Raw genomic sequence first — 26,134 nt, forward strand, 5'->3', positions numbered from 1 at the left:
CTCAATGGGGTTCTGTCTTTCTATATTAGGAGGACAGTCCGTTTCCTGTTCTTTATATGATTCCTTTTTAGCCGCCATTCATGAAAATTGTCCTTCTCTCGTTATAAAACCAAGCTGTCCACCCATATATTAAGCATGAAAACAACGAGAAAGCAGAAAGGTGGGTAGAGCGTGAGTTCAGATTCCCTTTCGTATTATCACCAAAAAAAGGATCAGTATTATCATGGGGTAAACCCGGTCATCGTCAGCCGTATCCGCGCGGAATGGACGTCTTTGTTGGATATCGGATGCGGCACAGGCAAGCTTGGAAAAGTCCTGAAACAAAAGGGCCGGACCATTTATGGCATTGAGTCATTTGAAGATGCAGCAAAAGAGGCGGAACAAGAGCTGGATCATGTTCTCTGCGGAAATATTGAACAACTGGCTCTCCCTTATCAACATGAACAATTTGACTGCATGATTTTCGGAGACGTCCTCGAGCATTTATTGGACCCTTGGGCCGTTTTAAAAAAGGTGAAACCCTTCCTTAAAAAAGAGGGTGCCATCCTGTCATCTATTCCAAATATCGGCCACATTTCAACGGTTTTAGAATTACTAGCCGGCAGATTTACTTATACAGATGCAGGGTTAATGGATCAAACACATTTACGTTTCTTCACCCTTCACGAAATTCATGCACTCTTTCATTCAGCGGGTTTTCGCATTCGCGAATTCGAGGCCATTCGCGTACAGCATCCTTCCTATGCAAGCGTGTTGAATGATCTACATGAATTACTCATGAAACACGGCATTCGTTCTGATTTCCACAAGTCTGCTACAGCCTATCAATATGTGGTCGAGGCGGTTCCATTCAATGAGTAATCCCACCATCCTGTTTGTTTTATGTGTGAATGATGAATCGATGTTTCAGGCTTGCTTCCGGCAGCTCGCTTCACTTCCGGCTCCTCATGGATACCATGTGGAGGTCTTACCAATCAGACATGCATCAAGTATGACCTCTGCATACAATGAAGCCATCACTCATCCAGCTCAGTTTAAAATTTATCTTCATCAGGATACCTTGATTGTCAAACAGCATATGCTGCTTGAACTCATCCCGCTTTTTTTACAAAATCCATCACTTGGCATGGTTGGAGTGATTGGAGCAGAAAGCGTGCCTGACAATGGAATTTGGTGGGAGAGTTCTGATTGCAGGGGAAAAGTCATTGAATATCGTCACGACACCTATCAGCTGCTTTCGTTTGAAAGAGGCCGTCAGCAGCCCGAAGCGCAAGATTATATCAAAGCTGCGGCCATTGATGGTCTTTTCATGGCGACGCAGTATGATGTGAAGTGGCGTGAGGATCTCTTTGATGGCTTTCATTTTTATGATGTTTCGCAGTCCTTTGAATTCACTCAGAAGGGCTATGAAGTTGGGATTGCAAGACAAGAAGAGCCTTGGTGTATTCATAAATGCGGAGATCATTTTGATGCGGAAACATATGAAAAAGCGAGACAAACATTTCTTGCAAATTATCGATAGAAAGCACCCTTTTCGGGTGCCCAGAATGTAGAGAAACTCATGTTTTTCTACATTCTTTTTTATTTTCCACGTCATGATGTTAGGTGAGAATGGGTCTTTTGGTGCTTTTAAGATCTTGTGCAGCTTTCAAGAAAAGGACACGGAGCACATGCTTTCGGATCTGATTTGTAGAACCGATAACCTTTCCGGGAAAATAAAGCTGTCGAGATTTTCTCGACAGCCTGACAGACCCTAAAGGTCTGTTTGATTCATCAAGTAGATAATCTAGAATCACGTGTTCCAAAACGAATATCCGGATTTACACTAGAACGGGTTCCATTCCTCACAGCAAAATCGTTATCATGTTGAGATAAAGTTATAAGAGGGAAATCTTGAGTAGTAACGCTACTGCCTGTAGCATTTCTTACTGTCAGATCAGTTGATTCTGGAGAAGTAGCATTTCTTGAATTCACATCAAAATCGACAGATGATAATGAGATCACACCTAGCAATGCTGAAGCACTCAAAAAACCAGTAAGAACCGTTTTAAAATTCATATGAACAGTCGCCCCTTTGGATTTGTTTTCGGGCGTACATCACTTTTTCGTACATTTTTACAGATTCATCCATACGCCCATTCTCATTATAGTACCGAGCCGCTTCGAGCGCTAGGTCTTCTATGTATGGATAACCCCTCTCGTTCTCTAATTTTTCCAACGAGCTCAAGACCTCACTTAGGTTTGCTGTTTTTAAAAATAAATTTTCCAATACCATCAGCAACGATAAAAACAGATCATTTTTTCTATTCTTCGCTTCTTCCAAGCCTCTTTTGAAAAATCTTTCTCCCTCAATAAATTCCTTTTGACTCAAATGAAATAAAGATAATTCATAATAAACCAAAAGCAACTCTGTAGCATGAATAGGCTCTCCTTCAAGAATAACCTGATTAAAATAAGCTAGTGCCCTATTAAAATCACCTAATCCTTTATAACAACAACCAATATTAAATAATGACTTCACAATCATTGGCTTATTAGAAATTGCCTTAGATCTTTCTAAAGCTGACAATAAATGAGGAAGCGCCTTTTCTCTGCATTCAAAATCAATGAAATTACCTGCCATAACAGTTAGACAATTAATTTCTCGAATCATATAAAGTGAATTGCTCTTATGTGCCTTATAGGTATCATAAGAAAGACCAACGTAATACATAGACACGTGTGTCTGTTTCATGTGATAAAACACTTCTGATAATTTGTAGTAAAATTCCGCTCTTTCTAACTCATCCCCTACTTGCTCCAGGCGCTTTTCCGCGCGCTTATAGAACACAATAGCTCTAATAAACTTACCATTTTTGAATTCATACATTCCTTGAAAAAAATTAAAATAGTATTCAAGAATGGCTGACATCTTCTTTCCTTGTCCTTCTACAGCTTTCAAGTAATCAGATTTTTCAAGTGGTTCTTTAGAAGGCTGCACATAGTCTGTCATCAATTGGTGACGGAACTCCATCAGCTGAAAATAAAGAACCGCCTGTTCATCTTCTTCCATGACATCTATATCTTTTCTAATCTCTTCCCTTAGCATCTGGGCCTCTTTAACATTGAATCTTTTTATATGCTTATACCATTCATTTATCTTGATCGCTACAACTGGAGACGGTATAGACGCCATCTACAATCCCCCCTAGAAAACCAATTTTTAATAAATGTTAGCACAATAATTCCTAATAAAATCCTATTTTTACATTAATATGTAAAATTTTCGGCATGACGCAAACACTTTGTAAGCAAGTAGGACACAAGACATATCAATCTTTAGATGCTATCGCAGCAGTTAACGCATTTAAATCCCATATAAGCGTTCTTGAAGCATCACACTATGGAAATACCCGAGCATAAATAAAGGTGCTTAGAAACGAATATGAACGCTCTTGGTGGTTTGAAATAGGCGCTATGTTTTTTAAGAAACAAAAAAACAGGCTCTTTAGCCTGTTCTTTATTATCCAGTGATGACCATATTGATGAATGGGACACTCAGTAAAAAGAAAACAACGGCAAAAACAACTTTTTAACCCATCTCTTTTTCTTTATTATTCTTACGTTTTATCATATAAACAGCGAAATAAGAGGCACCAATTAACATCATCAATACTGGTATTACAGTCATCATAAATTCTCCTCCCAAATAAAAGAACCTATATTGCGGTCACCGCAACCCAAAAAGAAACTTTCCATCAAATTACCAATTATCAAGAAATAAATGGTAGCATGAAAATATATCAAAGAAAGTGAGTGATTCTTATAAGTCCATGACTCCTATGCCTCATTATGCAACCATTTTTTTGACTCTCTTATGATTCCCCAAAATAGGAATCTGTATAGAATTACAATCAAGAAAAAAGTATAAACAAACTCAAAGGGAGAGAATGGTTCATAATCAATTATGTATGCATTAATAAACACTATTATCAAAGAAAACAATTCCATCAAAGAATCTATAAATCTGTTTTCTTTGAACACGTCCCTTGTCTTTTTGAAATTAAAGATGTCTTTAATTTCCCCGCTGGAAAGTCCTTTGATCAAACCTAGACCTATAAAATACACCCCAAAAGAAAACTCATAGGACAAATTAAAAATGTGTGTGATTACACAATAAATCAAAGTGAATAAGAATAAATACATTTTATTACTCTCCTTAACCTCTAAGTATTCCACCCCAATAGAAGGAAATATCATGTATGCGTTACCCCAAAAAACAAATAGGAGTGGTACGTATGTTTAAAAAATTTCTAGTAATGTTATGTGTGCTTACTATTACATTTGGTTTCTCTTCTCCAATGATTAGTCATGCCAGTCAAGGTAATAATGAGACCCCTCCAGTCAGTGTAGATAAAAAACAATTGGAATTAGCAGAGAAACTATCTAATTACTTCGAATTAGATAAGGATGGAAATACTCATTTTACAGCTGATAAAGAAACCCTTATGGAAATGGGAATTTCAGAACACGACAGTCAACTAATGACTTCTATGAAATCAGAAGAATTTAGCTTTGAAGAGAATGAGAAAAAAGGTGACATGCAGGCTTATGGTTTTGTAGGTCTACACCTCAAATTAGGACCGAAAGTTAGAAGCATGAACGCCATAGTAGCAGGTGGATTTGCAGCCGGATATATCGGTTGGTACACAAGCAAAATTGCTGCTGCTGGACCATGGGGTGCCGGAGCCGCCGCGGCTATTACTGCTGGAACTTCTGGTGCGGTTGCATGGGCAGTTAAAAACAAATATAAGAAAGTTGATGTAGGCGTAAATATTATGTTTGTCGACTTAGCATATACTGTAAAAATACCTTAAAAATTACTGTTAAGCAACAATAAATAAAAAAAGCAGGCTCCAGTAAGAGCCTGCTTACTTTTAATATAAGACTTCAACACAAAATTTTTGAAATTCCTGAAAATATTTTGGTTCTGCATTAATAGTGGTAAGCGTATAGAAAGTGTTGCAGCGTGCAGACGATCGGTGAGCCCTCTCATTCTTCTCCTCGTAAAACAACCCTTTTTATAAAGCTATTTCAATTGTTCAACAAGTATTGTGCCAACGTCTTTCGAGACATATACCTCTAAATTTTCTCCAGGTGTCAGGTCGTTCATTTTTAATTGTTTCACACTGATCTAAAACAGTATCATATATTTTTTCTACTCGATCTTTGCTTCAAGTCTTCAACTCACGCATAATAAATTCAAACTCAATTTCTCAATTTCAGTTATAGAAAAATCCTCATAGCAGCAGTTATAACACCCCTTTTGACATGGAGGAATATTACCTGTTGATTTTTGATAATCTTCTATTTTTCGTTCGTACTTTCTGTATGTCTGGATAAGCCGAGCAGCTCTTGATTCAGGATGAATGTCACTATGACACTTTTTATATTTCTTCCCGCTACCACAGAAACACGGGTCATTTCTTGAGATTGTCTTAACCATTGCCTTCCCCCTACAACAACAGGATCAACCCATTAATTACCTAAACAATTTTATTATATATTACCAAAAAATGCCGTCTTGCATCTACAAGACGGTCAGTCACCTTTCTAGATTTCACTCTTCCAAAGATGCTATTTCGTCTAATAGAATTTTTGCCCCTTCTCGACTTAACACAATACCTCAAGATAAAGTCATGTTTTGATCAGGCTCAGCACCCTTTTCGGGTGCCTTTTTTATGATATACTGTCATAAACAGCCAGATCGTCTCATATGCATTGGAGTACCTTGTCCCTAATTCGTACAAAGGAGGAAACAATGGCAGACAAAAAAGTTCATTATAAGAAGGTTGCCGCTTCAGAGGATTTCCGAAAACTTCTTGAGGAAAAACGCAGATTTATCGTACCGATGACGATTTTCTTTTTTCTCTTTTACTTTTCACTTCCGGTTGCTACATCCTACTTCACCTTTTTGAACACGCCGGCAATTGGCGCGATCTCATGGGCTTGGTTATTCGCCCTCACACAATTTGTCATGACCTGGGTTTTATGTGGACTTTATGCGAAAAAAGCAGCTAAGTTCGACAATATTGTAAGCGCTTTAAAAACTGAATCAAGAGGTGATGACGAATGAGCATGACCGCTTTTATTTTGTTCGTTGCGATCGTAGGGCTCACATTGGTCATCACATATTTTGCTGCGAAAAAAACTAGCAATGCGAGTGATTTTTACACAGCAGGCGGAGGTCTAACTGGGTTTCAAAACGGCCTTGCCATTGCTGGAGACTATATGTCTGCTGCATCATTTTTAGGGATTGCCGGAATGATCGCGTTAAACGGATTTGACGGCTTTTTCTATAGCATTGGTTTTCTAGTAGCGTACCTTGTCGTTCTTTACGTTGTGGCTGAACCGCTTAGAAATCTGGGGAAATATACGATGGCCGATATGATCGCTGCACGGTTTAAGCGCCCTGCCATTCGAGGGGTTGCCGCCTTTAATACCATTACAGTCTCTACTTTTTATATGATTGCACAGCTTGTTGGGGCAGGTGCATTAATCAAACTGCTTCTTGGCATTGATTACTGGATTGCGGTACTGATCGTGGGTGTCCTGATGACCATTTATGTCGTGTTTGGCGGCATGATTGCGACCAGCTGGGTACAGATCACAAAGGCTGTGCTTCTCATGCTTGGGACGCTCATTATTTCTCTGCTTGTGTTTGCAAAGTTTGATTTTAGTCTGCTGAAGATGTTTGAACAGATGAAAACAGCGACCCCGCTCGGTGGGGCATTTCTTCACCCGGGAAATAAATATGATGTGCCTTTAGAGACACTATCTTTGAACCTTGCCTTAGTGCTTGGGACAGCAGGTTTGCCGCACATTTTGATCCGGTTTTATACGGTCAAAGATGCCATTTCTGCGCGTAAATCTGTTCTATCCGCTACGTGGATCATCGGGATCTTTTATTTAATGACGGTTTTCCTTGGCTTCGGTGCGGCTGCCTTTGTGGGAACAGAAGCGATCACGGCTGCAGATGCAGCAGGAAATATGGCCGCTCCACTGCTCGCCCAAGCTCTTGGAGGAGATTTGTTATTTGCCTTTGTTTCCGCTATTGCCTTTGCGACTATTTTGGCGGTGGTAACGGGTCTCGTCCTATCCGCCGCGTCTGCCTTTGCGCATGATTTTTATAGTCAAATTATCCGCAAAGGAAAAGCGAGTGAGCGGGAGCAGGTGAAGGCGGCACGCTTTGCTTCCATCGGCGTGGCGATCCTCTCTATCGTTCTTGCATTATTTGCCCAGTCCTTAAACGTCGCTTTTCTTGTGTCTCTTGCCTTCGCAGTGGCGGCAAGTGCGAATTTGCCTTTGATTATCTTCACTGTTTTTTGGAAACGATTTAACTCTACAGGTGCCATCGCAGGAAGCTTAACAGGCCTTCTGAGCGCACTGGTCATCGTCTCGCTCAGCCCAAGCGTCTGGGACCCGTCAGGAGCAGCCATCTTCACAGGAGAGCCGCTCATCCCGCTGTCGAACCCTGGGATTATCTCGATTCCACTCGGATTCCTTGCCGCATACTTAGGCACGATATTCTCTTCTGAAAAAGCAGATGAAGACACCTTTACGGAAATTCAAGTAAAGGCACATACAGGCATGCATATGGATACTGATTCATAAGGAAAAGCCGGCTGCTCAGCCGGCTTTTTAATAGCGCTGGAATAACTCTGGGTTTTTCGGAACGTTTTCTAAATAAACGATCTTCCCTTGGTCGTCCAGCTCTGCGATATCAATTCCTTCTGCTGTATAGACACGGCCATCTGAAAGCTTTCCGCAAACGGCCCAGTTTGTTTCATACTTTCCATCTTCTCTTTTATTCCACCCATCCCACATATGCTTAATGTCATCATGTACGTGGAAAAATGTTTTCAAAAATTGTGTGAACGCTTGGATCCCAGGCTTTTGGGCGCCATTTAAGACAATCATGACATCGTCAGAAAACAATGCCAGCAATTCATCCATCTGCTCCTGCCCTTTTCCTGCTTCATCGTATCGGCGAAAATACGTATCGAGCACTTCCATGTTCATTCTCCTTTATTTACCTGTCATTTCGAAAATAATCGAACTATATGATTGTACACAATTGTATAGCTCCTGTCTAATTTACCCGGCATAAGAAAAGACATGAATTGATTTAATCCATGTCTCCTTCAGATTAAAGAGATGCTTTTTCTGCTGCAACAAGTGATTTCAGCTCTTCTGCTGCTTTTTTAGGATCGGCGCTCTGGCTAATAGCACTAATGATGCTTATACCGTCTGCCCCAGCTTGTATCACTGGTGCTGCGTTGTCGTATGTGATCCCTCCGATACCTACAATCGGAATTTGAAGGCCATGACGGCGGACTTCAGTGATCAAAGACACACCTTGGACACTGCGTGTATCCTTTTTCGTTTCCGTTGGATAGACTGGGCCCATCCCGACATAATCTGCTCCGTCCTTCATGGCTTGTTTTACTTCATCTAGGTTATGCGTCGATACGCCTAATATTTTATTCCCGATCCTTTCTCTGACGTCTTTTGCATTTGTGTCTTCCTGTCCAACATGAACGCCATCTGCATCTAGATCAATCGCTAGCTGTACATCATCATTCACAATAAAAGGAACATTTGCTTCTTGGCAAAGCGCTTGAATTTGGCGAGCCAATTGTTTCTTCTCTTCACCCTGCAAGGCTTTTTCACCCTTTTCACGAAATTGAAACATGGTGATTCCGCCTTGAATGGCCTCTTTCACAATATCAAGCGGCTGCCTCGTTGTATTCGCTGTGCCCAAAATAAAATAAACCGATAATTGCTGTTTGATTTGCTGTTGATCAGCCTTTGTCATGTGAAATTCCTCCTATTTTCCCTAACGTCAGCACATCATCTCCGGTTGTGTGTGATAGTGCGTTTAACAATTCCATTTGAAAGGTTCCCGGTCCTTTATCCATTGCGTGCAGAGCTGCCCTTTCAGCGGCGACACCATAAAACATCAATGCAGCTGCCGACGCATGAAGCGGCTGTTCACCCGCTGCACAAAATGCTCCGATGACAGACGTCAGCAAACAGCCAGTTCCCGTCACCTTCGTGAGCCATTCATGTCCATTATGAATGGACAGCACCTCATCTCCATCTGACACCACATCGACTTTTCCTGTGATCACCACTATTGTCTGAAGTGCAATAGACGCTTGTTTGGCTAATGCCGATACATCTCCATTCGCCGCTTTCGCATCAACGCCTTTTGACTCCCAGCCATCCACTCCAAGTAAATGAGCCACTTCGGCAGCGTTTCCTCTGACAACGGTGATTTTCACTTTCTCTAACAGCTGTTTAGCAGCATTCGTTCGAAGCGTTGTCGCACCGACGCCGACAGGATCTAACAAAACAGGTACACCTTTTTCATTGGCGGCTTGTCCAGCGAGTATCATCGCTTCAACCGTTTCCTTAGTCAATGTGCCAATATTCAGCACTAGTGCATCCGCTAATTGCGCCATTTCAGCCACTTCTTCTTTGGCGTTTGCCATGACTGGCGAAGCACCTAAAGCAAGCAGTCCATTCGCTGTAAAATTCGTCACAACTTGATTGGTGATATTATGAACGAGTGGATTTTTTTCTCGAACCTTCTCCAATAAATGAGACGCGCAGCTTGTTTTCATCCGTATCGTCCTCCCTTTTACTCTGCATCCCACACGTAGGATTTCGTATGCTTTAACCATTCTCTTGCCGCAAACGACAAATAGCGGTCCTTTCGCCAAATGACACCTAAATGCCACGGGATCGACGGGTTTAGGGAAATGACCTTTACCTTTTCGGGATCAAGATCACGGCAGATTCGTTCTGGCAGAAGTCCAATCCCTAAGTTTTCAGCTACCATTTCACTAATGAAATCCCACTGAGACGTTTCATAAATGACATTTGGCCGAAATCCCGCATTCATACATTCATTCAAAATCCGGCTGTGCAGAACAAAATCTTCTCTAAAGAAAATAAAAGACTCTTCCCTTAAATCAGCTAAATGTACTTCCTCACGACCAGCCATCGGATGGGATGGATGCGTCACGAGCTTCATGTTCTCTTTAATAATGGTGTACGTATGAAAAATTTTATCATTTGCAGGCAGAACAATGACACCAATATCAAGCGACCCATCCTCGACCCCTTCCTCTACTTTAATGGAGCCGTGCTCGACCAATTGAAATGTGACATCTGGATATTGCTGGCGGAATTCCCCCATGACATTCGGGAAGAAACTTGACCCAATCATCGGCGGCAGTCCGATCCGAATATGCCCTTTTTTCACATTCATTAAATCATTTAATTCGCTCGTTAAATTCTGAAATGACTGTGTAATTTCACTCGCCTGTGTATACATGGTTTGGCCAGCATCTGTCATTTCAACCTGCCGGCCATTCCGGTAAAACAACTGCACCCCCAGCTCATCCTCCAGGTTTTTGACCATCTTAGAAATGGTCGGCTGCGATACGTAAAGAGACTGCGATGCTTTCGTGAAGCTCTTTAACCTTGCCACTTCTAAAAAATATGTTAAATGTCTGATGTCCACATGCTTCATCCTTCCTATAGACAAAAGGAATAATTACTATTCGATATATGTATTTTACCTATAACTGAACGTGCTGTACACTTTAAAGTAAGCTCATCAATTGGAACGTTGTCATGTTTTTGTGAAACACTGAACAATATATATAGAAAAAGGAGTGAACAGAAAGTGAAATTGCTCAAAACGCCGCTGATTGCTGCCCTTCAGATTATGGTCTTGTTTATTTTTGCGAAATTCATGAATGTGCTGGCGGCCTTTTTGCATTTAAGAATTCCGGGCACGATCTTAGGCATTCTTGTCATTTTCTTATTACTTCATTTTAAGATCATTCAATTAAAATGGATAGAACTTGGCGCCGTATGGCTGCTCGGAGAACTGCTGCTTTTCTTTATTCCATCAGCAGTTGGTGTCATTGATTATGGAAAACTGCTTTCTCAATCTGGCACAAGTATTGTCCTTGTCGTCTTAATTAGTACGTTTGTGGTCATGCTCTCAACTGGTATCATGACGCAAATGATTGCAAAACGAAAGGAGCGGAAAAAACTATGTTAGTTGGCGGACTATTTCTGATTTTAACAGTTCTTTTATATCTCGGATCAAAAGCGGTGTACAAACGGCATCCGAAGGTCTATGTCTCACCATTACTTGTCACTCCGCTTGTCCTTGTCGTCTTGCTGTTAATCGTCAACATTCCTTACGATGCTTACAATCAAGGAGGGAAATGGCTCACGAATATGCTGCAGCCTGCGACTGTTGCTTTTGCCATTCCTTTATATAAGTATTTTCATATCCTGAAGAAGCATGCAGTGGAAATTATTTTGAATGTGGCTTGCGGCTCTGTCATTGCGATCTTATCAACGGCTTTTATCGCCAAGTTGTTTCATCTGGACACAGGCCTTATTGAGAGCCTTGTCCCAAGATCGGTTACAACACCTGTAGCGATGAGTGTGTCAGAGATGATCGGCGGCATGCCGTCCGTTACGGCCGTGTTTGTCATTTTAACCGCACTGTTTGGATCGATTATCGGTCCAATGGTGATCCGTTACTTCCGCATCGATAATGACATTGCCATGGGCGTCCTGCTTGGAACGGGTGCACACGGGGCAGGAACATCGAAGGCTTTTGAAATGAGCTCCGTCTCAGGAACGATCTCAAGTGTATCGATGATTATTTCAGCCATTATTACATTATGTGCAGCGCCTATCCTTATGTCGTTTGCCTTATAAAAAAAGCCATTTCCCTTATTGGAAAATGGCTTTTTCTTATGCTTGTATGAAGACAACCTTTAAATAGTTCCCTTCAGGATAATTCTTCGTTGTACGGAAATCCTCAGGAAGGGTATATTCTTCAAGTATCCGATAGGTTTGCCCTGCTTCTTTAAAAGCCTGCGCAATAAACCCTTTAAATTTCTTCATGCCAAATGCACTGCTATTCGTTGATGCCACAATGACGCCGTTCTCAGCTGTAATTTGGATGGCTTCTTTTAATAGCTTCTTATAATCCTTCGCCGCACTGAATGTGTGCTTTTTCGTTCGTGCAAAGGAAGGCGGGTCTAAGATGACGAGATCATAGGTCCAGCCTTTTTTCGCTGCAAACGGAAAATATTTAAAGACATCCATGACTTTGATATCCTGCCCGTCCACATCAATACCATTGACTTCAAACTGCTCAGATGTTTTTTTCAAGCTGCGGTTTGCAACATCCACACTTGTCGTACGGCTCGCTCCGCCAAGCGCAGCTGCCACTGAGAAAGCACCTGTGTAAGAAAATGTATTGAGCACAGTCTTTCCTTTTGCATAACGATCTCGGATCGCTTTTCTCACATGACGCTGATCAAGGAAGATACCCGTCATCGCGCCATCATTTAAGTAAACCGCCACGTTCATGCCGTTTTCTTTCACGACGAGAGGAAATTCACCTTTCTCTCCCTTCACAAAATCATCATCTTCTATATACTGTCCAGATGTATCAAATCGTTTCTTTTCATAAATGCCTTTATAGTCTGGATATACGTGCTCAAGTGCAGCCAATACATATTCCTTTAATGTATAGACTCCTTCGCTATACCATTGGATGAGGTAGAATCCGTCATAATAATCAATCGTGACGCCGCCAATTCCATCACCCTCTCCGTTCAACACACGGAAAGCAGTCGTCTGTGCATCACGAAATAAATGCGTTCTGCTTTTCGCTGCCTGCTCAAGCCTAGAGACAAAAAAAGCTTGATCTATTTTTTCGTTCGCATCAAAGGTTAGGACCCAGCCGATACCTTTATTTTGTACACCATAATACCCTTTTCCTAAAAAAGTGCCCCGCTCATCCACCCATTCAATGAGCTCGCCTTCCCGTACACCGTTCACATGCGATACTGCATCTTTGGAAATGAGCGGATATCCCTTTTTCACTTGTTCCGCAAATGTTTGTTTTAATGAGATTTTTTTCATTTGTGTCATCCTTATCCTAAATTGACTCTCTCTATCCTACCATATGAATGTATACGTTACTTCTATTATGATAAGATGAGGAGAAAATTATCAACATGACATAGAGGAGGCACTTCGTTTGACGACATTACGCTTAGATCATACAGGTATTATGGTTTCGAATATTGATCAGTCGATTGATTTTTATGAAAAAGTGGTGGGCATGAAATTAAAGGACCGCATCACTCATACAAATGGAGTGATTGAGCTTGCCTTTCTCGGTTTTAAAGATGAAACCGAAACGGAAATTGAGCTCATCCAAGGCTACAGCAGTGACCTGCCATCTGAAGGGAAGGTCCATCATCTCGCTTTCACAACAGACAATATTCATGCTGAATTCAATCGTATTCAAAAGCTGCAAATTGAATTAATTGATGAAGAAATTACGACATTACCAAATGGATATTGCTACTTCTTTTTCAGAGGACCAGACCAAGAATGGATCGAATTCTTCCAGCGCTAATATTTCCTAGGAAATGGGGCCGCTAAATCTCTCCCATTTATTCATAAAGAAAAGAGTAAGGGCATATACATGCCCTTACTCTTTTTTATAACACTTTACTAAGAAATGATTTTGTACGCTCATGCTGCGGGTTCCCAAAAAGAGCTTCTGGTTTGTCTTCCTCGACAATATAGCCGCCATCCATAAAGATGACACGGTCTCCTACCTCTCTTGCAAAGCCCATTTCATGTGTGACCACAATCATTGTCATACCTTCGACAGCTAATTGTTTCATTACAGCTAATACATCCCCTACGACCTCAGGATCAAGAGCTGATGTCGGCTCATCGAATAATAGTACTTTCGGATCCATTGCCAACGCTCTTGCAATGGCTACACGCTGCTTTTGTCCACCAGATAATTGGTTAGGATAGCTTTGAGCTTTGTCTTTTAAGCCGACTTTTTCAAGCAAGTCTAACGCTTTTTCGACTGCTGCCTTCTTCTCGATGCCTTTTACTTTTATCGGTGCAATCGTAATATTTTCTAAAACGGTTTTATGAGGGAATAAATTAAAGTGCTGAAACACCATGCCTACTTCTTGCCTTACTTTATTGATATTCACCTTTGGGTCTGTAATCGTGTGCCCGTGGACAACGACTTCTCCAGCCGTGATATCTTCTAATTTATTGAGGCATCTTAGAAACGTGCTTTTCCCTGATCCAGAAGGACCTATGACACACACGACTTCCTTTTCCTCGATGACTGCATTAATATCCTTTAACACTTCGTGATCGCCAAAGGATTTCTTTAAGTTTTTCACCGTAATCATACTCATTTGATATCAAATCTCCTTTCTGCGTAGCTAGCCAGTAGAGAAAGTAAATAAATGATCACGAAATAAATGACACCGACAATGAGCCAGACATTCAAAGGATCAAATGTAGCCGATGCTTGAACTTGTCCTCGCTGCATAATATCGGCAATTCCGATAATAGATAAGAGAGATGTATCCTTCAAGCTGATGATGGCCTGGTTTGTAATCGCTGGGAGCATGCGGCGGAATGCCTGCGGTAGGACGATAAAGCGCATGTTTTGCCCCCCTGTAAAGCCTAAAGAGCGCGCAGCTTCTGTTTGTCCTTTATCAATAGACTGAATCCCTGCACGAATAATTTCTGAGAAATAAGCCCCTGCATTAATCGCTACTGTAATAATCCCTGCGGGCACTCGATCAAGCGAAATGAATTCAAGTGTATTCAAACCAAAATAAATGAAGAATAGCTGTACGATAAATGGTGTGCCTCGAATGGCATTCACAAAGACGAGTGCGATGAAATTTAAGATTTTAAATGGTGACAGACGGAATAATGCCACAATTAAACCGATGATAAACCCTAAAATGATGGCAACAACAAAGATATATAAAGTGGTTTGCAAACCATCCATTAAATACGGAAATGCATTAATAATAGTATCCATGTTTCTCCCTCCCTAATTCACATACGGCTGACACATAAAGAAAGCGCGCTCGGAGCGCGCCTCGCTTGTGTTATGACTTCAAATATTTATCAATAATTTTGTCATATTCACCGTTTTTCTTTAGGTTCTCAAGGCCTTTATTGATCTTCTTCAATAGGTCTTGGTTTTTCCCCTTCATGACAGAGATACCATACTGGTCTCCATTCAAGCGGTCTCCAACTGTTTTCAATTTTAAATCTTGTTGTGCGATCGCATACGTAATGACAGGATAATCCTCAATTAAGGCATCTGCATTTCCGTTTGATACTTCCTGGAACATAGATGGGCTGTCATTAAATTGAACGACTTCATACCCATATTTATCAGCGTTATCAGCTGCGAACTTGGCACCAGTCGTTCCGTTTTTAACAGCTAGCTTTTTCCCCTTTAAATCATTAATAGATTTGATGCTGCTGTCCTTTTTCACAACAACTGTCAGTCCAGCGTCGAAGTAAGGATCTGAGAAATCTACTTTCTTCTTACGCTCATCTGTAATACTCATCCCGCCCATTCCAACATCAAGCTGTCCTGCCTGCATCGCTGGAATGATACCTGAGAAGTCCATGGCTTCAAGCTTCACTTTGAAACCTTGGTCTTTCGCGATTGCATTAATTAAATCAACGTCTATCCCTTCATAATTACCGCCCTTTTCAAATTCAAATGGCGGATAAGTTGTATCTATCCCGATTTTATATGTGCCTTTGCCTTCTCCCGAACCACTGTCCGATTTTGATCCACAGGCTGCCATGACAAGCACAACAATTAGTCCCATGATCAATAACATCGATTTCTTCATAAAACACGACCCCCATTGTCAGTTTTGTCTAAATATTCGCAATAACAATAATACTATACCACGCTAAAGCTATAGTGTGTGATATTTTTTATCAATACCAAAGATCCATACAATTCTAGATCAATAGTCTCTTTAAATTTTACTTTTTTGCGAATAACTCATTTTATTCTAAAAGAAGAGTCATCCACAATTATGATGTGAGATAATCTCACAAAAAAACGAGGCAGCGCCTTGATAAATGATGTTTCTTCCTTGCATACGAAAGCAAACTCAACAACTTGCTTCCTCTCTATATTGATATTGTAATATATTTTTCCCAAAACCCTCTTTTTACCTAAAAAAATGTAAGCGTATACAAAAGAGCGATGTCTCTCTATTTCTTTCACTATTGGTTGAATTTACATCAAAAAACATGTTTTACAAACTGTACGAGAGAGCTTAAAATATAAGAAGATACTGGAATATGGGAAGTTGATTCAGAAGAACGGATATTGATAGATGAAGAAAGGAGGATAAGAATTGGCAGAAGCAGGTGTTTTGTCGTCCGTTGATGTAGCGAATATGCTCAATGATTGGTATGTCATGATGAAAAAAAGAGAGATACAAGGTGCCATTCAGTTAAAAGAAGACATTCTTCAAGCGTTTGATCGAATGGAAGAAAATCAAGACGTCTTACTTTACTATCAACTGCTAGAGTACCGTTTTAAAGATCTAATAGAAGATACAGCTTCATTAGATCATAGTCTTTTTGTTGATGAAAATGCCATCCGTACGGATGATATGCTCAGCTATTATTTCTATTTCTTTAAAGGGATGTATGAAATGCGCAGAGGCAATCAGGATACGGCATTTCACCATTTAAAATTGGCCGAGGATAAATTAGATCTCGTGCACGATGACATTGAAAAAGCCGAATTTCATTATAAAACTGGGTGTCTTTACTATAATATTAGGTCCACGCTTCTCTCCATCCACCACTTAAAGATGGCTTCATCTATTTACGACGCAGATCCATGTTATGTGAAAAAATCAATCAGCTGTCAAATGATGCTTGCTTTGAATTATGCGGATCAGTCGAAATATGATGAGGCAGAATCGCTGTTCGAAGAAGTGATTCATTCACTAGAACAGATGGAAGATCCAGATTTACTTGGACATGCCTATTGCAATGCAGCCTTTATTAAAAGTCTAAGAAATGAATACAGTGAAGCTGTGCCGCTCCTAGAAAAGGCTTTAATGATAGAATCATTCGAAACTTCTTCTCCAGGCGGCTATTTACTTGCCATGTACGCCTATACAAAAGCACTTTTTAAGCTGAAAAAGCCAGGTTTGTTCCACTATTATGTACAGCTTTCACTTCAAAAAGCAGAAAATTTAAAACAACGAAACATTTCACTTAAATTATCCATTTTAGAAACACTTATGATTCAGCCAGACAACATGATTGAGCAAATCAAGGCTTATTGCGATCAATTAGAAACAATGAATTTCCTTGTTGACCTTGAAGCTGTTTGTCAGGATGCAGCAGCTTACTTAACAGATCTTGGGCTTCATGAAGAATCCTCTTATTTTAAAAACAAGGCGTTGTCCTTGAAAACTTGTTAAGAAAATGGAGTGATGTATGATGAAGAAATGGCTCATCACAAGTGCGATTTTAACCCTCTTGATAACAGGTGTTTCTGTTGGTACTTCCATTCAAAAAGACAGCCAATCTGCACAATCTCAAGATATTATTCAAAAGAGAGACCGTGGAACCAATCCATAATATGAAAAAAAGCAGCTGTGATCAAAACAGCTGCTTTTTGATGTGCTAATCAATTTCTCGTTTAATATTCTGCATTTTTTCATCTAAGTAATGGGCAATATCTGCGGCTTCCTTCAGTTCATCAGTCAGCTGATGAGGAACATCGTTTTGCAGTTTATAATAGATTTTATGCTCTAGACTCGCCCAAAAATCCATCGCAATGGTCCGCACCTGAATCTCAACCTTCACATGCTCCACACGATTTGTTAAGTAGACAGGTATCTCAACAATTAAATGAAGGCTTCTGTAGCCATTTGGTTTTGGATGTTGAATGTAGTCCTTCACTTCAAGGATCTTTAAATCCTCTCTTTGCCTCAATACATCCATAATGTTATAGATATCTTGAATAAAAGAACAGATGATGCGGACACCTGCGATATCATGGATATGCTCCTTGGCACATTGTGTCGTGATGTCGCATCCTTTTCTTGCTAGTTTATTCACTATGCTTTCAAAGGATTTAATTCGTGATTTTGTATGCTCTATTGGGTTGTGTCCATGGATTAAATTATACTCCTGGCTGATAATTGAAAACTTTGTATCCATTTCATCTAACGCAAATTTATATACTAATAGTTCATTTTTCCAGTCTTCCATGACATTTTTCAAATCTTCTACATGAGTTGCTGACATATTCATTTTCTTTTTGTCATCTCCTTTTGGGAAACGGCAGCTGCACCGCTTTCCGTTTACTAGACGGAGAGAGGACTCGAATGGTTTTAAAAAATACGCAGTTAGCCTCGTTGTTTGTAATATGTCAGCGCCAGTGCAAGGGCCAGCACAGAGCCTTTCACAATATCCATTGCATAATAAGGGACAGACATCATCACAAGCCCATTTTGTAAAATACCGATGAGTACAGCCCCGATAAAAGTGCCAAATGCGTTTGGCTTACCTGCTCCCATGACGGAAAAGCCGATAAAAGCAGCCGCTACTCCATCCATTAAATATGGTGCACCCGCATTAATTTCTGCTGTCATGACCCTTGATGCCAGCACGATACCGCCGATCGCTGCAAATAACGCAGAAAGCAGATAGGCCGCAATTTTGTATTTGTTCACATGTATGCCAGACAAACGAGCCGCTTCCTTATTCCCACCGATGATGTACATGAATCGGCCGTGCTTTGTGTAGGTCATGAAAACATGCGCAAAGAGTACAATGGCAGCCATAATAAGAATGATATATGGCACCTGTCCAATTTTGCTGAAAAAGGCAGGAATCGTTCCCGTTGAGAACGTGCCATCGGGAAGCACCATATTTTCAGAAATGGTCGCCCCTTTCGTATACGTTTGAGCCAGCCCTTGAATGATAAACATCATGGCTAATGTCATGAGCATATCTGGAATTTTCATTTTGACGATCATCCATGCATTTAGCAAACCAACAATGATAGAAGCCGCTAGTGCAGAGAGGATTGCAATCAGTGGGTTTTGCGAGAACCATACGAACATAGAAATGACAATCGCATTTGATAGCGTAGCGACTGATCCAACTGATAAATCAAAGCCGTTTACTGCCAATGAGATGGTTAAGCCCACCGCAATGATGGTCACAATTGAGATAGACCGTAGAATATTGATGATATTTCCTGATTGCAAAAACGCTGGATTCGCTGCCGCAAATATTACAATCAACACGACAATGGTTAAGATTGTGCCATATCGATAAAAGAAATCAAACAGATGAAAGGATGGCCGCTGTTTTTTAATTTGCTGCACAGGGGCTGAAATTTGTTGTTCGCTCATGATTGTCCTCCTGTTGAATGATATAAAAGCTCCTCTTCAGTCGTCGGTGCGGTCATTTCCCGGGTAATGCTGCCATCATATAACACGTATACTCGGTCAGCGATACCTGCAATCTCTGACAGCTCACTCGACGCATAAATCACAGATTTTCCGCGGGCGGCAAGCTCTGCAATCAAAGTGAAAATATCTTTTTTCGCTCCAACGTCTACACCTTTGGTTGGTTCATCAAAGAGATACACATCTGCCTCAGCCAGCAGCCATTTTCCGATAGCAACCTTCTGCTGATTTCCACCAGATAGGTGCTTCACCTTCGCTTCAAGCGACGGCGTTTTGACACCAAGCCGTTTGACGATGTCGCCTGCTCCCTGCTTTTCCTTCGAACGATGTAAGAAGCTGAATATCCGTGAAAATGAGTGAAGACTTGCAGCCGTTAAGTTCCACCCCACGCTCTCTTCGGTCAGAATCCCTTCTTTTCTCCGCTCTTCCGGCACAAGAGCCATTCCAGCTCTCACCGCTTGATGAGGCGATGTGATGCGGATGGTTTGACCATGAAGCTGCACGGTCCCCGTCTTTTTTTCTGAGGCACCGAAAAGGGCTTTGCACAATTCTGTTTTACCAGCACCGACAAGTCCTGCGATCCCGAGAATTTCTCCTTTTTTGACATAAAAGTGAATGTTGTTTAATTTATGTTGATCGTTTAGCTCTTTCACTTCAAGCACAATAGGTGCATCTTTCAGTGGCCTGCGAGACGGGAATTGCTCCTCTAATGGTGCGCCTAGCATTTCTTCAATGACCTGCTGCGGATTTGTGTCTTTGACAAGGTGAGCTGCGACATCCGTTCCATTTCGCATCATAGTCAATTCATCACAGATGGTGAAAATTTCAGGCATGCGGTGAGAAATAAACACGATCCCCGTCCCATTCTGTTTCAACCGATCAATCATTGAGAATAATTTACTTGTTTCTGCATGACTAAGCGGAGCCGTTGGTTCATCTAAGATTAAAATGCTGCATTTAATGGAAACAGCCTTGGCAATGAGCACCAACTGTTTTTCGGCAAGGGTCAGATCGCTGACAAGTCGTTTTGTGGAGATGTCGATGTCCATTTCTTTTAATAGTTGAGCCGCCTTGCGATGCAGCTCTTTCCAGCTGACAAATGTTTTTTTCTCAATCTCATGCATCATCATATTCTCACCAACACTTAAGTAGGGAACAAGCGCCGTATCCACTTCTTGGTGGACCGTCTGCACACCATATGAGGATGCATCCTTTGGGGTTTGAATGGATGCCGCCTGGCCATTGATGTAGATGGTCCCGTCGAAGTGGGAATGAGCGCCAGAAAGAACCTTCATTAACGTTGACTTCCCAGCACCATTTGCTCCAATCAGTGCATGGACCGTCCCTTTTTTTAATGTGAAATTCACTTGATCTAACGCTTTGACCCCTGGGAATTCAATTGAAATATTCTTCATACGAACAAGCGGCGCTGTCATAGGTGTCCTCCTTCTCTTGATATCATCTGAAAAACGAAACACCCTCTATGGAAAGAGAGTGCACGTCGCTTATTTTGTATAATGCTTCTTCAAGGTCTTCATCCAATCTTCCTCAAAAGCAGTCGATGAACCGAATCCCTTCACCTCGTCTGCAAGATTGACCATGTTAATAGCTTTTCCTGCTTGTTGAAGCTGCTTTTGCGAGATGAGAGAGGCCTCAAGGTCATAGGAAGACGGTGTTTTCTCACCAGCTATTTTCTTCGCAAGAATCCTCACGTCGACTGCGCCGATGAGCTTCGGATCAACCGCTGCTGTATACTTCCACGGACTGTCCTTCGCCGTCATTTCTTGAAGATCCGCATTTGATACATCAATCCCATAAATCTTCACTTCTGTTCTTCCTGCTTCCTTTAACGCTCTTGCTGCCCCAATGGCAAAGGCATCCCATGTGGCAAAAATAGCGTCCAGCTTGCCCTTTGGATACTTATTCAGCATGGCTGCTACTGCATTTTGCGTTTGAACAGACGTATCAGAGGAGGCAATACCAAAGCGGTCAAGCTCCTTGATTCCTGAATGTTGTTTAAGCGTTTCTTGATAGACCTTATTTCGTCTCACCATTGGCGGGAATCCATCTACCCAGAGGTACGCAATATTTGCTTTTCCTTTAAAATCAGACACGAGCGCATCTAATGATTTTTTCGCTAATTGCTCATCATCTTGAGACGTCACTGTGACCCCTTTGATGTCCTTCAGCTTAGGATTCGAATCAAATGCTACAACTGGAATGCCTTTCGCTGTGATCTTTTTCACATCAGCGACTGTCGCCTCGTCGTCCCCGTGAGAGATGATAAAACCGTCATAATTTTCTTCAAGCGCCTGAGAGATGGCATCATGGAACTTCGCTGTATCTCCATTTGCGGTGTAGACATCTACCGTAAAGCCGAGTGCTTCACCTTCTGCCTTGGTTCCAGCTAAAAATTGAGCTGTATGATCGTCTCCTCCAATTTTGCGGATGACTTTAATTTTTGCTCCCTGTCCCTTTGCAAATCGCTTCGGTACATTGTCAAAAGAGACTTTTTCTTTCGTATTTGCCTTTGAGCCTGCACTTGATCCAGTGCCGCAGCCTGTTAATAGGATGGTTAATGCCGTTAATAAGACAAGACATGATGTAAAATGCTTACGCTTCATTGCTGTTCCTCCTCAAGTTGTTTTGATTTTTCACATCGGAAAACTAGGTAAAAAAGTGGAAATACGCCTGTAAAACAGGCATTTGATTTGAAAAAAGAGACGAAAAAAAGCCTCTCTTGGAAAGAGAGGCTTGATCACCGTTGCATGAAACATGTATCGGGAAGTCTTCCTCTCTTATCTGTCAAAGCTGTAACAGCTTTGCAGGAATTAGCACCAATTTCTAAAATAGAAACGGTTGCCGGGCGTCATAGGGCCAGTCCCTCTGCCTCTCTTGATAAGAGATCCGTTATGAAATTTGTTTTCGTTGAAATGTCTTCTTTACTTTAATGTGATGTCACATCAATGTCAATGACTTTTTTGAAAATTTCTAAAATATCATCAGCTTCCGATGATTTTCTTCGCAGGTGATGATTTCTTCAGACGGAAATCATATTTTTTCTCATTCACAAATTGCGGGTTCAGATGTGCTGATCCTTTATCTTGACCGCTTTTAGAGAGATACGTTTTGTAGCCTTCCAGCCATTTCCCGTGCCATACCCACTGTGATGCTTTTGCACCTTTGCGGTCATCATAAACGTTCTTCTGGAAGGTATTCTTTTGGTTCACTGGATAAAGATTCACGACTAAATAATGCGAGGCACTAGCGGTCATAATATTATTCGTGATTCGATTGTTCACTGCTTGATACTGCATCAGCAATTGACCGCCTTCTAGGCCGGCTGTGTCATTTTTGTACAAAGTATTATGTGAAATCGTCGTATTGGTTGTACCGCCCCGCTTCTTATCATAGCCGCCAATAGAAATGCCTGTATAGCGGTTCAAATACACTTGATTGTGTTCGATGCGGATGCGGTCCGCCATTTTTCCTTTATGTTCGCTTGTGACTTCAATCCCTAAGTCATTGTGATGTGAGATGTTATGATCGATCACAATGTCTTTTCCGCCATCGACATAAATTCCGCCAGCAGAAATGTCGCTGCCATAGGCTGGGTTCCCTGCACTCGTAATCTCATATACTTTGTTTCTTGAGACGACACCGTTTCTGACTTGATCATACTTTTTAGAGGGTGCCACGTTCTCAAATCCAATTAAATCAATGCCAATATTATCAGTGTGCCGGACCGTATTATGTGTCACACGGAACTTTTTCACGTTCCCATTTAGCACAAGCGCTTCACTGAAGCCCAGCTTTAATTTTTCAACGGTATTTCCTTTGATTTCAATGTCTTCAATCGCTGCTGGAGCTTTTGTCCCATAGACAGCAATTCCATGTGCATTTCCATTTTCATGTTTCGTCTGAATATCATACACTCGGTTATTAAGCAGTTTGACGCCTTTGCCGCTCCCTTTGATGAAAATACCAACTGGTGTCAAATCTTCTTTATTCGTCTTAAGGTGTCCTACAGTCAGGCCTTTGAGGGTGATGTAGCTCTTTTGATCGATCGTGACAAGACCTCCATCGGCTTGATTTCCTTTAAGGGAAGCCCCGCTAATCACAGGTTTTTCTTTTCCGTAAGCTTGAAAGACAACGGGTGCTTTCTTTGTTCCTGAATGGCGGACAATCAATTTTTCTTTGTATGTACCGCCTCTCATGTAAATGGTTGCCCCAGCCTTCGCCATACTTGCCGCTTTTTTCAGCGTACGGAAAGGTTTTTGCTTTGTTCCCGGGTTTTTGTCGCTTCCGTTTACCGCTACGTAATAGGCTGTGCTTTGCTTAGCGCCAGCCTCATCTGTCATCGCTTGACAGCCAAAGCTGATGACGGTCATGAATAAAATGAGTAAAATGCCTGGTAACGCTCGTTTCATCTTGTTGTTTGCTCCTTTCCCTTCTCTCCTTCCTTTATCGGTTAAAAAAAAGAGGATTAAAATATGACGATGTCCCTTGCAATGTACTAGTCAAAAGGTGTATGGTTGAAAGAATATCTTACAGGAAAACCATTCGTTTTTAAATTGTCAGATTAATCAGTTAATAACGCATTTGGATTTTATTTCTTTTTTTAAAAGGGGTGACATGAGCCAAACTGACAGCAGAGAGAAGGAAAGCGCTTTAACAGATTTTTCTTGTCTGAATTACAGAAAACCTATTGCTAATATTTTGTGAAGGTATAGAATAGAATCATAATTATTTCATATTATTAGAATTTTCAAATAATCAAACAGCAAGGAGATTTACAATGCCAAAACAACCCATCCGCGTTGAACTTAGTTCAACAAAAAAACCAAAACCTCAATCTGATCAACTTGAATTCGGAAAAATCTTCACAGATCACATGTTTGTGATGGATTATTCAGTTGATAAAGGCTGGTACGATCCAAGAATTATCCCTTATCAAGCCATTCCAATGGACCCAGCGTCGATGGTCTACCATTATGGTCAATCTGTTTTTGAAGGCTTGAAAGCTTATGTTTCTGAGGATCAAAAAATTCTCTTATTCCGTCCGGAAAAAAACATGGAACGCTTAAACAGATCCAATGACCGCCTGTGTATTCCGCAAATTGATACAGAAACAGTATTAGAGGGCTTAAATGAACTCATTCGTATTGATAAGGATTGGGTACCTGATGCAGAGGGAACTTCCTTGTATATTCGTCCATTCATTATTTCCACTGAGCCGTATTTAGGCGTTGCACCGTCTAGCACGTATAAGCTGCTCATTATCTTATCTCCTGTGGGATCATACTATAAAGAAGGCATTCATCCGGTTAAAATTGCAGTTGAAAATGAGTTTGTCCGTGCCGTTAAGGGTGGAACAGGAAATGCCAAAACAGCTGGAAACTATGCCTCAAGCCTTAAAGCACAGCAGGTTGCTGAAACGAAAGGATTTTCACAGGTTCTTTGGCTTGATGGGGTCGAGAAAAAATACATTGAAGAAGTCGGCAGCATGAATATCTTCTTTAAAATCAATGGCGAAATCGTGACGCCTGAATTGAACGGCAGCATTTTAGAAGGCATCACACGCAACTCTGTGCTTGAACTGTTAAAGCATTGGGGAATTCCAGTAACAGAGCGCAAAATTTCAATTGATGAGTTAATTGAAGCACATCAATCTGGCGAGCTTGAAGAAATTTTCGGAACTGGAACGGCAGCCGTGATCTCTCCTGTCGGGGAATTAATTTATCATGATCAGCCATATGTGATCCAAAATGGTCAAACAGGCGAAGTATCGAAGAAATTGTACGAAGCCATTACTGGCATCCAAAAAGGGACACAGCCAGACATCTTTGGCTGGACAGTTGAAGTTGACTCAGTCGTCAAGCAAGCATAGCATATAAAAAGAACCTTTCAATCATGAAGGGTTCTTTTTTGTTTATTTACCTCTCTTTTATCCCTTATAATGGGAAATACACATGAATAAGGGGAGTGATGGTATGTTTTTTACTTATCTACTAGCATTCTTTGGAATCTGCATCGGATCGATGATCGTCGCCACTGGTTTCGACGATTCACCTTTCCTCACCCGGTTTTTATTTAAGGCTCTTGGAATCTCTATCCTTGCCCTTTCCATCTCTTTTGTAAAGGTCCGACGAAAGAAGTTACAGAAACAAAAGCGAAATAGACTTAGTTGACCCGTCTCTTCCCATCAAATCGTGCACCAAAACAAGACCGATACCCCAACAATCGCCCCTGCGTATATCCACTGTTTCCTTTTGATGCTCCGCTTTTTTTCGATCAGTAAAAAGATCTCTGGCAAAAAGATGATCATGATTTCTAGGATAAAGACAAGATAATAAACAAGCGGCATTGGCTGGAAATCAAATTTTCTTGCATCTCCTCCAATCGTTGCAAAATACATCAACAGATTGGTCACGGGAATGGTAAAACAAACGAGCAGGCGGAGAACATAGGTCCACACATATTCCTTATGCCGAATGAGGCCAACAAATGAAGCAATAAGGCCATACAAAAACAAGATCACTGTACCATAACTCATGACAGGCTGTACGACAAATCCGTAAAACATTAAACCAATTGCAACCATATTCCAACAGTCCTTTCTTTGAAGCCATACATGCTGTTTTTTCTAATCATACACTTCTTTCTCCAGTTTCCATATGGGGCAATCAAAAAAATGACCCCATTAAAGGGGCCATTAT

Annotated in this window: 27 protein-coding genes and 1 riboswitch; of the genes, 11 read left to right on the top strand and 16 right to left on the bottom strand. The window is 41.1% G+C overall.

Translation table 11 applies throughout. The annotated features are described in order from the left end of the window. The first annotated feature begins 171 nt into the window (after positions 1-171). On the top strand, positions 172-861 hold the full coding sequence (locus MHB41_RS17570; RefSeq protein WP_065214925.1) for a class I SAM-dependent methyltransferase: 690 nt from the start codon (positions 172-174) through the stop codon (positions 859-861). Continuing rightward, positions 854-1,522, top strand: a complete 669-nt coding sequence (locus MHB41_RS17575) for a glycosyltransferase family protein (RefSeq protein WP_065214926.1) — start codon at positions 854-856, stop codon at positions 1,520-1,522. Before MHB41_RS17570 ends, MHB41_RS17575 begins: the two co-directional genes overlap by 8 nt. 251 nt (positions 1,523-1,773) lie before the next feature. Here MHB41_RS17575 and MHB41_RS17580 read toward each other — a convergent pair whose 3' ends face one another. Further along, positions 1,774-2,058 (bottom strand): hypothetical protein, encoded by a 285-nt coding sequence (locus MHB41_RS17580; RefSeq protein WP_041115399.1) that lies wholly within the window; start codon positions 2,056-2,058, stop codon positions 1,774-1,776. Continuing rightward, positions 2,048-3,175, bottom strand: a complete 1,128-nt coding sequence (locus tag MHB41_RS17585; RefSeq protein WP_120207933.1) for a Rap family tetratricopeptide repeat protein — start codon at positions 3,173-3,175, stop codon at positions 2,048-2,050. The genes MHB41_RS17580 and MHB41_RS17585 overlap by 11 nt, the downstream gene beginning before the upstream one ends. Before the next feature lie 1,102 nt (positions 3,176-4,277). On the opposite strand from MHB41_RS17585, the gene MHB41_RS17590 reads away from it, so the two are divergent. The 3 genes from MHB41_RS17590 (at position 4,278) to MHB41_RS17600 (ending at position 7,653) form a co-directional block, all read left to right on the top strand. Beyond that, positions 4,278-4,856, top strand: coding sequence for a hypothetical protein (locus MHB41_RS17590; RefSeq protein ID WP_131631247.1), 579 nt, complete (start codon positions 4,278-4,280; stop codon positions 4,854-4,856). A 944-nt stretch (positions 4,857-5,800) separates the two neighbouring features. Then, entirely contained in the window at positions 5,801-6,115 is a 315-nt protein-coding gene (locus tag MHB41_RS17595) for a DUF485 domain-containing protein (RefSeq protein WP_061110238.1), read from the top strand. Beyond that, on the top strand, positions 6,112-7,653 hold the full coding sequence (locus tag MHB41_RS17600) for a cation acetate symporter (protein WP_034281316.1): 1,542 nt from the start codon (positions 6,112-6,114) through the stop codon (positions 7,651-7,653). The genes MHB41_RS17595 and MHB41_RS17600 overlap by 4 nt, the downstream gene beginning before the upstream one ends. Before the next feature lie 27 nt (positions 7,654-7,680). On the opposite strand, the gene MHB41_RS17605 is transcribed toward MHB41_RS17600, so the two are convergent. The 4 genes from MHB41_RS17605 to MHB41_RS17620 form a co-directional block, all read right to left on the bottom strand. Then, positions 7,681-8,055, bottom strand: coding sequence for a nuclear transport factor 2 family protein (locus tag MHB41_RS17605; RefSeq protein WP_340899733.1), 375 nt, complete (start codon positions 8,053-8,055; stop codon positions 7,681-7,683). Positions 8,056-8,188: 133 nt separating this feature from the next. Then, positions 8,189-8,857 (bottom strand): thiamine phosphate synthase, encoded by a 669-nt coding sequence (gene thiE, locus MHB41_RS17610; protein ID WP_041115395.1) that lies wholly within the window; start codon positions 8,855-8,857, stop codon positions 8,189-8,191. Then, positions 8,844-9,668, bottom strand: coding sequence for a hydroxyethylthiazole kinase (gene thiM / locus MHB41_RS17615; protein WP_217008665.1), 825 nt, complete (start codon positions 9,666-9,668; stop codon positions 8,844-8,846). Before thiM ends, thiE begins: the two co-directional genes overlap by 14 nt. 17 nt (positions 9,669-9,685) lie before the next feature. Further along, positions 9,686-10,573: a LysR family transcriptional regulator gene (locus tag MHB41_RS17620; RefSeq protein WP_039182411.1), complete on the bottom strand. Its 888-nt coding sequence runs from the start codon at positions 10,571-10,573 to the stop codon at positions 9,686-9,688. A 165-nt stretch (positions 10,574-10,738) separates the two neighbouring features. Here MHB41_RS17620 and MHB41_RS17625 point away from each other — a divergent pair, with 165 nt between their 5' ends. After that, complete coding sequence (locus MHB41_RS17625; RefSeq protein ID WP_080701177.1) at positions 10,739-11,122, top strand: CidA/LrgA family holin-like protein; 384 nt, start codon at positions 10,739-10,741, stop codon at positions 11,120-11,122. Then, a complete protein-coding gene (locus MHB41_RS17630) occupies positions 11,116-11,796 on the top strand; it encodes a CidB/LrgB family autolysis modulator (protein ID WP_024423852.1) in 681 nt (226 codons plus the stop codon). Before MHB41_RS17625 ends, MHB41_RS17630 begins: the two co-directional genes overlap by 7 nt. Positions 11,797-11,832: 36 nt before the next feature. Here the strand turns inward: MHB41_RS17630 and MHB41_RS17635 are convergent, their stop codons facing one another. Then, complete coding sequence (locus MHB41_RS17635; protein ID WP_217008664.1) at positions 11,833-13,014, bottom strand: class I SAM-dependent rRNA methyltransferase; 1,182 nt, start codon at positions 13,012-13,014, stop codon at positions 11,833-11,835. Positions 13,015-13,132: 118 nt separating this feature from the next. Here MHB41_RS17635 and MHB41_RS17640 point away from each other — a divergent pair, with 118 nt between their 5' ends. Next, positions 13,133-13,516 carry a VOC family protein gene (locus tag MHB41_RS17640; protein ID WP_024423854.1) on the top strand — a complete coding sequence of 128 codons (384 nt, stop codon included), beginning with the start codon at positions 13,133-13,135 and terminating at the stop codon, positions 13,514-13,516. Between the two features lie 85 nt (positions 13,517-13,601). Here MHB41_RS17640 and MHB41_RS17645 read toward each other — a convergent pair whose 3' ends face one another. From MHB41_RS17645 to MHB41_RS17655, 3 genes are all read right to left on the bottom strand, one after another. Further along, entirely contained in the window at positions 13,602-14,330 is a 729-nt protein-coding gene (locus MHB41_RS17645; RefSeq protein WP_034281322.1) for an amino acid ABC transporter ATP-binding protein, read from the bottom strand. After that, the gene (locus MHB41_RS17650) at positions 14,327-14,971 is read right to left on the bottom strand and encodes an amino acid ABC transporter permease (RefSeq protein ID WP_024423856.1); all 645 of its coding nucleotides are present in this window, start codon (positions 14,969-14,971) and stop codon (positions 14,327-14,329) included. Before MHB41_RS17650 ends, MHB41_RS17645 begins: the two co-directional genes overlap by 4 nt. Before the next feature lie 70 nt (positions 14,972-15,041). After that, positions 15,042-15,806 carry a transporter substrate-binding domain-containing protein gene (locus tag MHB41_RS17655; RefSeq protein WP_098677112.1) on the bottom strand — a complete coding sequence of 255 codons (765 nt, stop codon included), beginning with the start codon at positions 15,804-15,806 and terminating at the stop codon, positions 15,042-15,044. A 519-nt stretch (positions 15,807-16,325) separates the two neighbouring features. Between MHB41_RS17655 and MHB41_RS17660 the strand changes: the two genes are divergently transcribed. Next, on the top strand, positions 16,326-17,411 hold the full coding sequence (locus tag MHB41_RS17660) for a Rap family tetratricopeptide repeat protein (RefSeq protein WP_098677111.1): 1,086 nt from the start codon (positions 16,326-16,328) through the stop codon (positions 17,409-17,411). A gap of 19 nt (positions 17,412-17,430) precedes the next feature. Then, positions 17,431-17,571 carry a hypothetical protein gene (locus tag MHB41_RS17665; protein WP_162860197.1) on the top strand — a complete coding sequence of 47 codons (141 nt, stop codon included), beginning with the start codon at positions 17,431-17,433 and terminating at the stop codon, positions 17,569-17,571. 45 nt (positions 17,572-17,616) lie between these two features. On the opposite strand, the gene MHB41_RS17670 is transcribed toward MHB41_RS17665, so the two are convergent. The 5 genes from MHB41_RS17670 to MHB41_RS17690 form a co-directional block, all read right to left on the bottom strand. Beyond that, entirely contained in the window at positions 17,617-18,249 is a 633-nt protein-coding gene (locus tag MHB41_RS17670) for a GTP pyrophosphokinase family protein (protein ID WP_025093809.1), read from the bottom strand. A gap of 95 nt (positions 18,250-18,344) precedes the next feature. Beyond that, on the bottom strand, positions 18,345-19,358 hold the full coding sequence (locus MHB41_RS17675) for an ABC transporter permease (protein ID WP_340899728.1): 1,014 nt from the start codon (positions 19,356-19,358) through the stop codon (positions 18,345-18,347). Continuing rightward, on the bottom strand, positions 19,355-20,851 hold the full coding sequence (locus MHB41_RS17680; protein WP_340899727.1) for a sugar ABC transporter ATP-binding protein: 1,497 nt from the start codon (positions 20,849-20,851) through the stop codon (positions 19,355-19,357). The genes MHB41_RS17675 and MHB41_RS17680 overlap by 4 nt, the downstream gene beginning before the upstream one ends. Positions 20,852-20,920: 69 nt before the next feature. Beyond that, on the bottom strand, positions 20,921-22,039 hold the full coding sequence (locus MHB41_RS17685; RefSeq protein WP_217008661.1) for a sugar ABC transporter substrate-binding protein: 1,119 nt from the start codon (positions 22,037-22,039) through the stop codon (positions 20,921-20,923). Between the two features lie 171 nt (positions 22,040-22,210). After that, positions 22,211-22,320, bottom strand: a riboswitch (SAM riboswitch). Between the two features lie 97 nt (positions 22,321-22,417). Next, positions 22,418-23,845, bottom strand: a complete 1,428-nt coding sequence (locus MHB41_RS17690) for a right-handed parallel beta-helix repeat-containing protein (protein WP_120207945.1) — start codon at positions 23,843-23,845, stop codon at positions 22,418-22,420. 368 nt (positions 23,846-24,213) lie between these two features. Here MHB41_RS17690 and MHB41_RS17695 point away from each other — a divergent pair, with 368 nt between their 5' ends. Continuing rightward, positions 24,214-25,305 carry a branched-chain amino acid aminotransferase gene (locus MHB41_RS17695; protein WP_024426445.1) on the top strand — a complete coding sequence of 364 codons (1,092 nt, stop codon included), beginning with the start codon at positions 24,214-24,216 and terminating at the stop codon, positions 25,303-25,305. A 315-nt stretch (positions 25,306-25,620) separates the two neighbouring features. Here the strand turns inward: MHB41_RS17695 and MHB41_RS17700 are convergent, their stop codons facing one another. Further along, positions 25,621-26,019: a hypothetical protein gene (locus MHB41_RS17700; RefSeq protein ID WP_211043693.1), complete on the bottom strand. Its 399-nt coding sequence runs from the start codon at positions 26,017-26,019 to the stop codon at positions 25,621-25,623. Positions 26,020-26,134: the final 115 nt, after the last annotated feature.

It is taken from the genome of Bacillus sp. FSL H7-0578, from assembly GCF_038630855.1.
Classification (GTDB): Bacteria; Bacillota; Bacilli; order Bacillales; family Bacillaceae; genus Bacillus; species Bacillus safensis.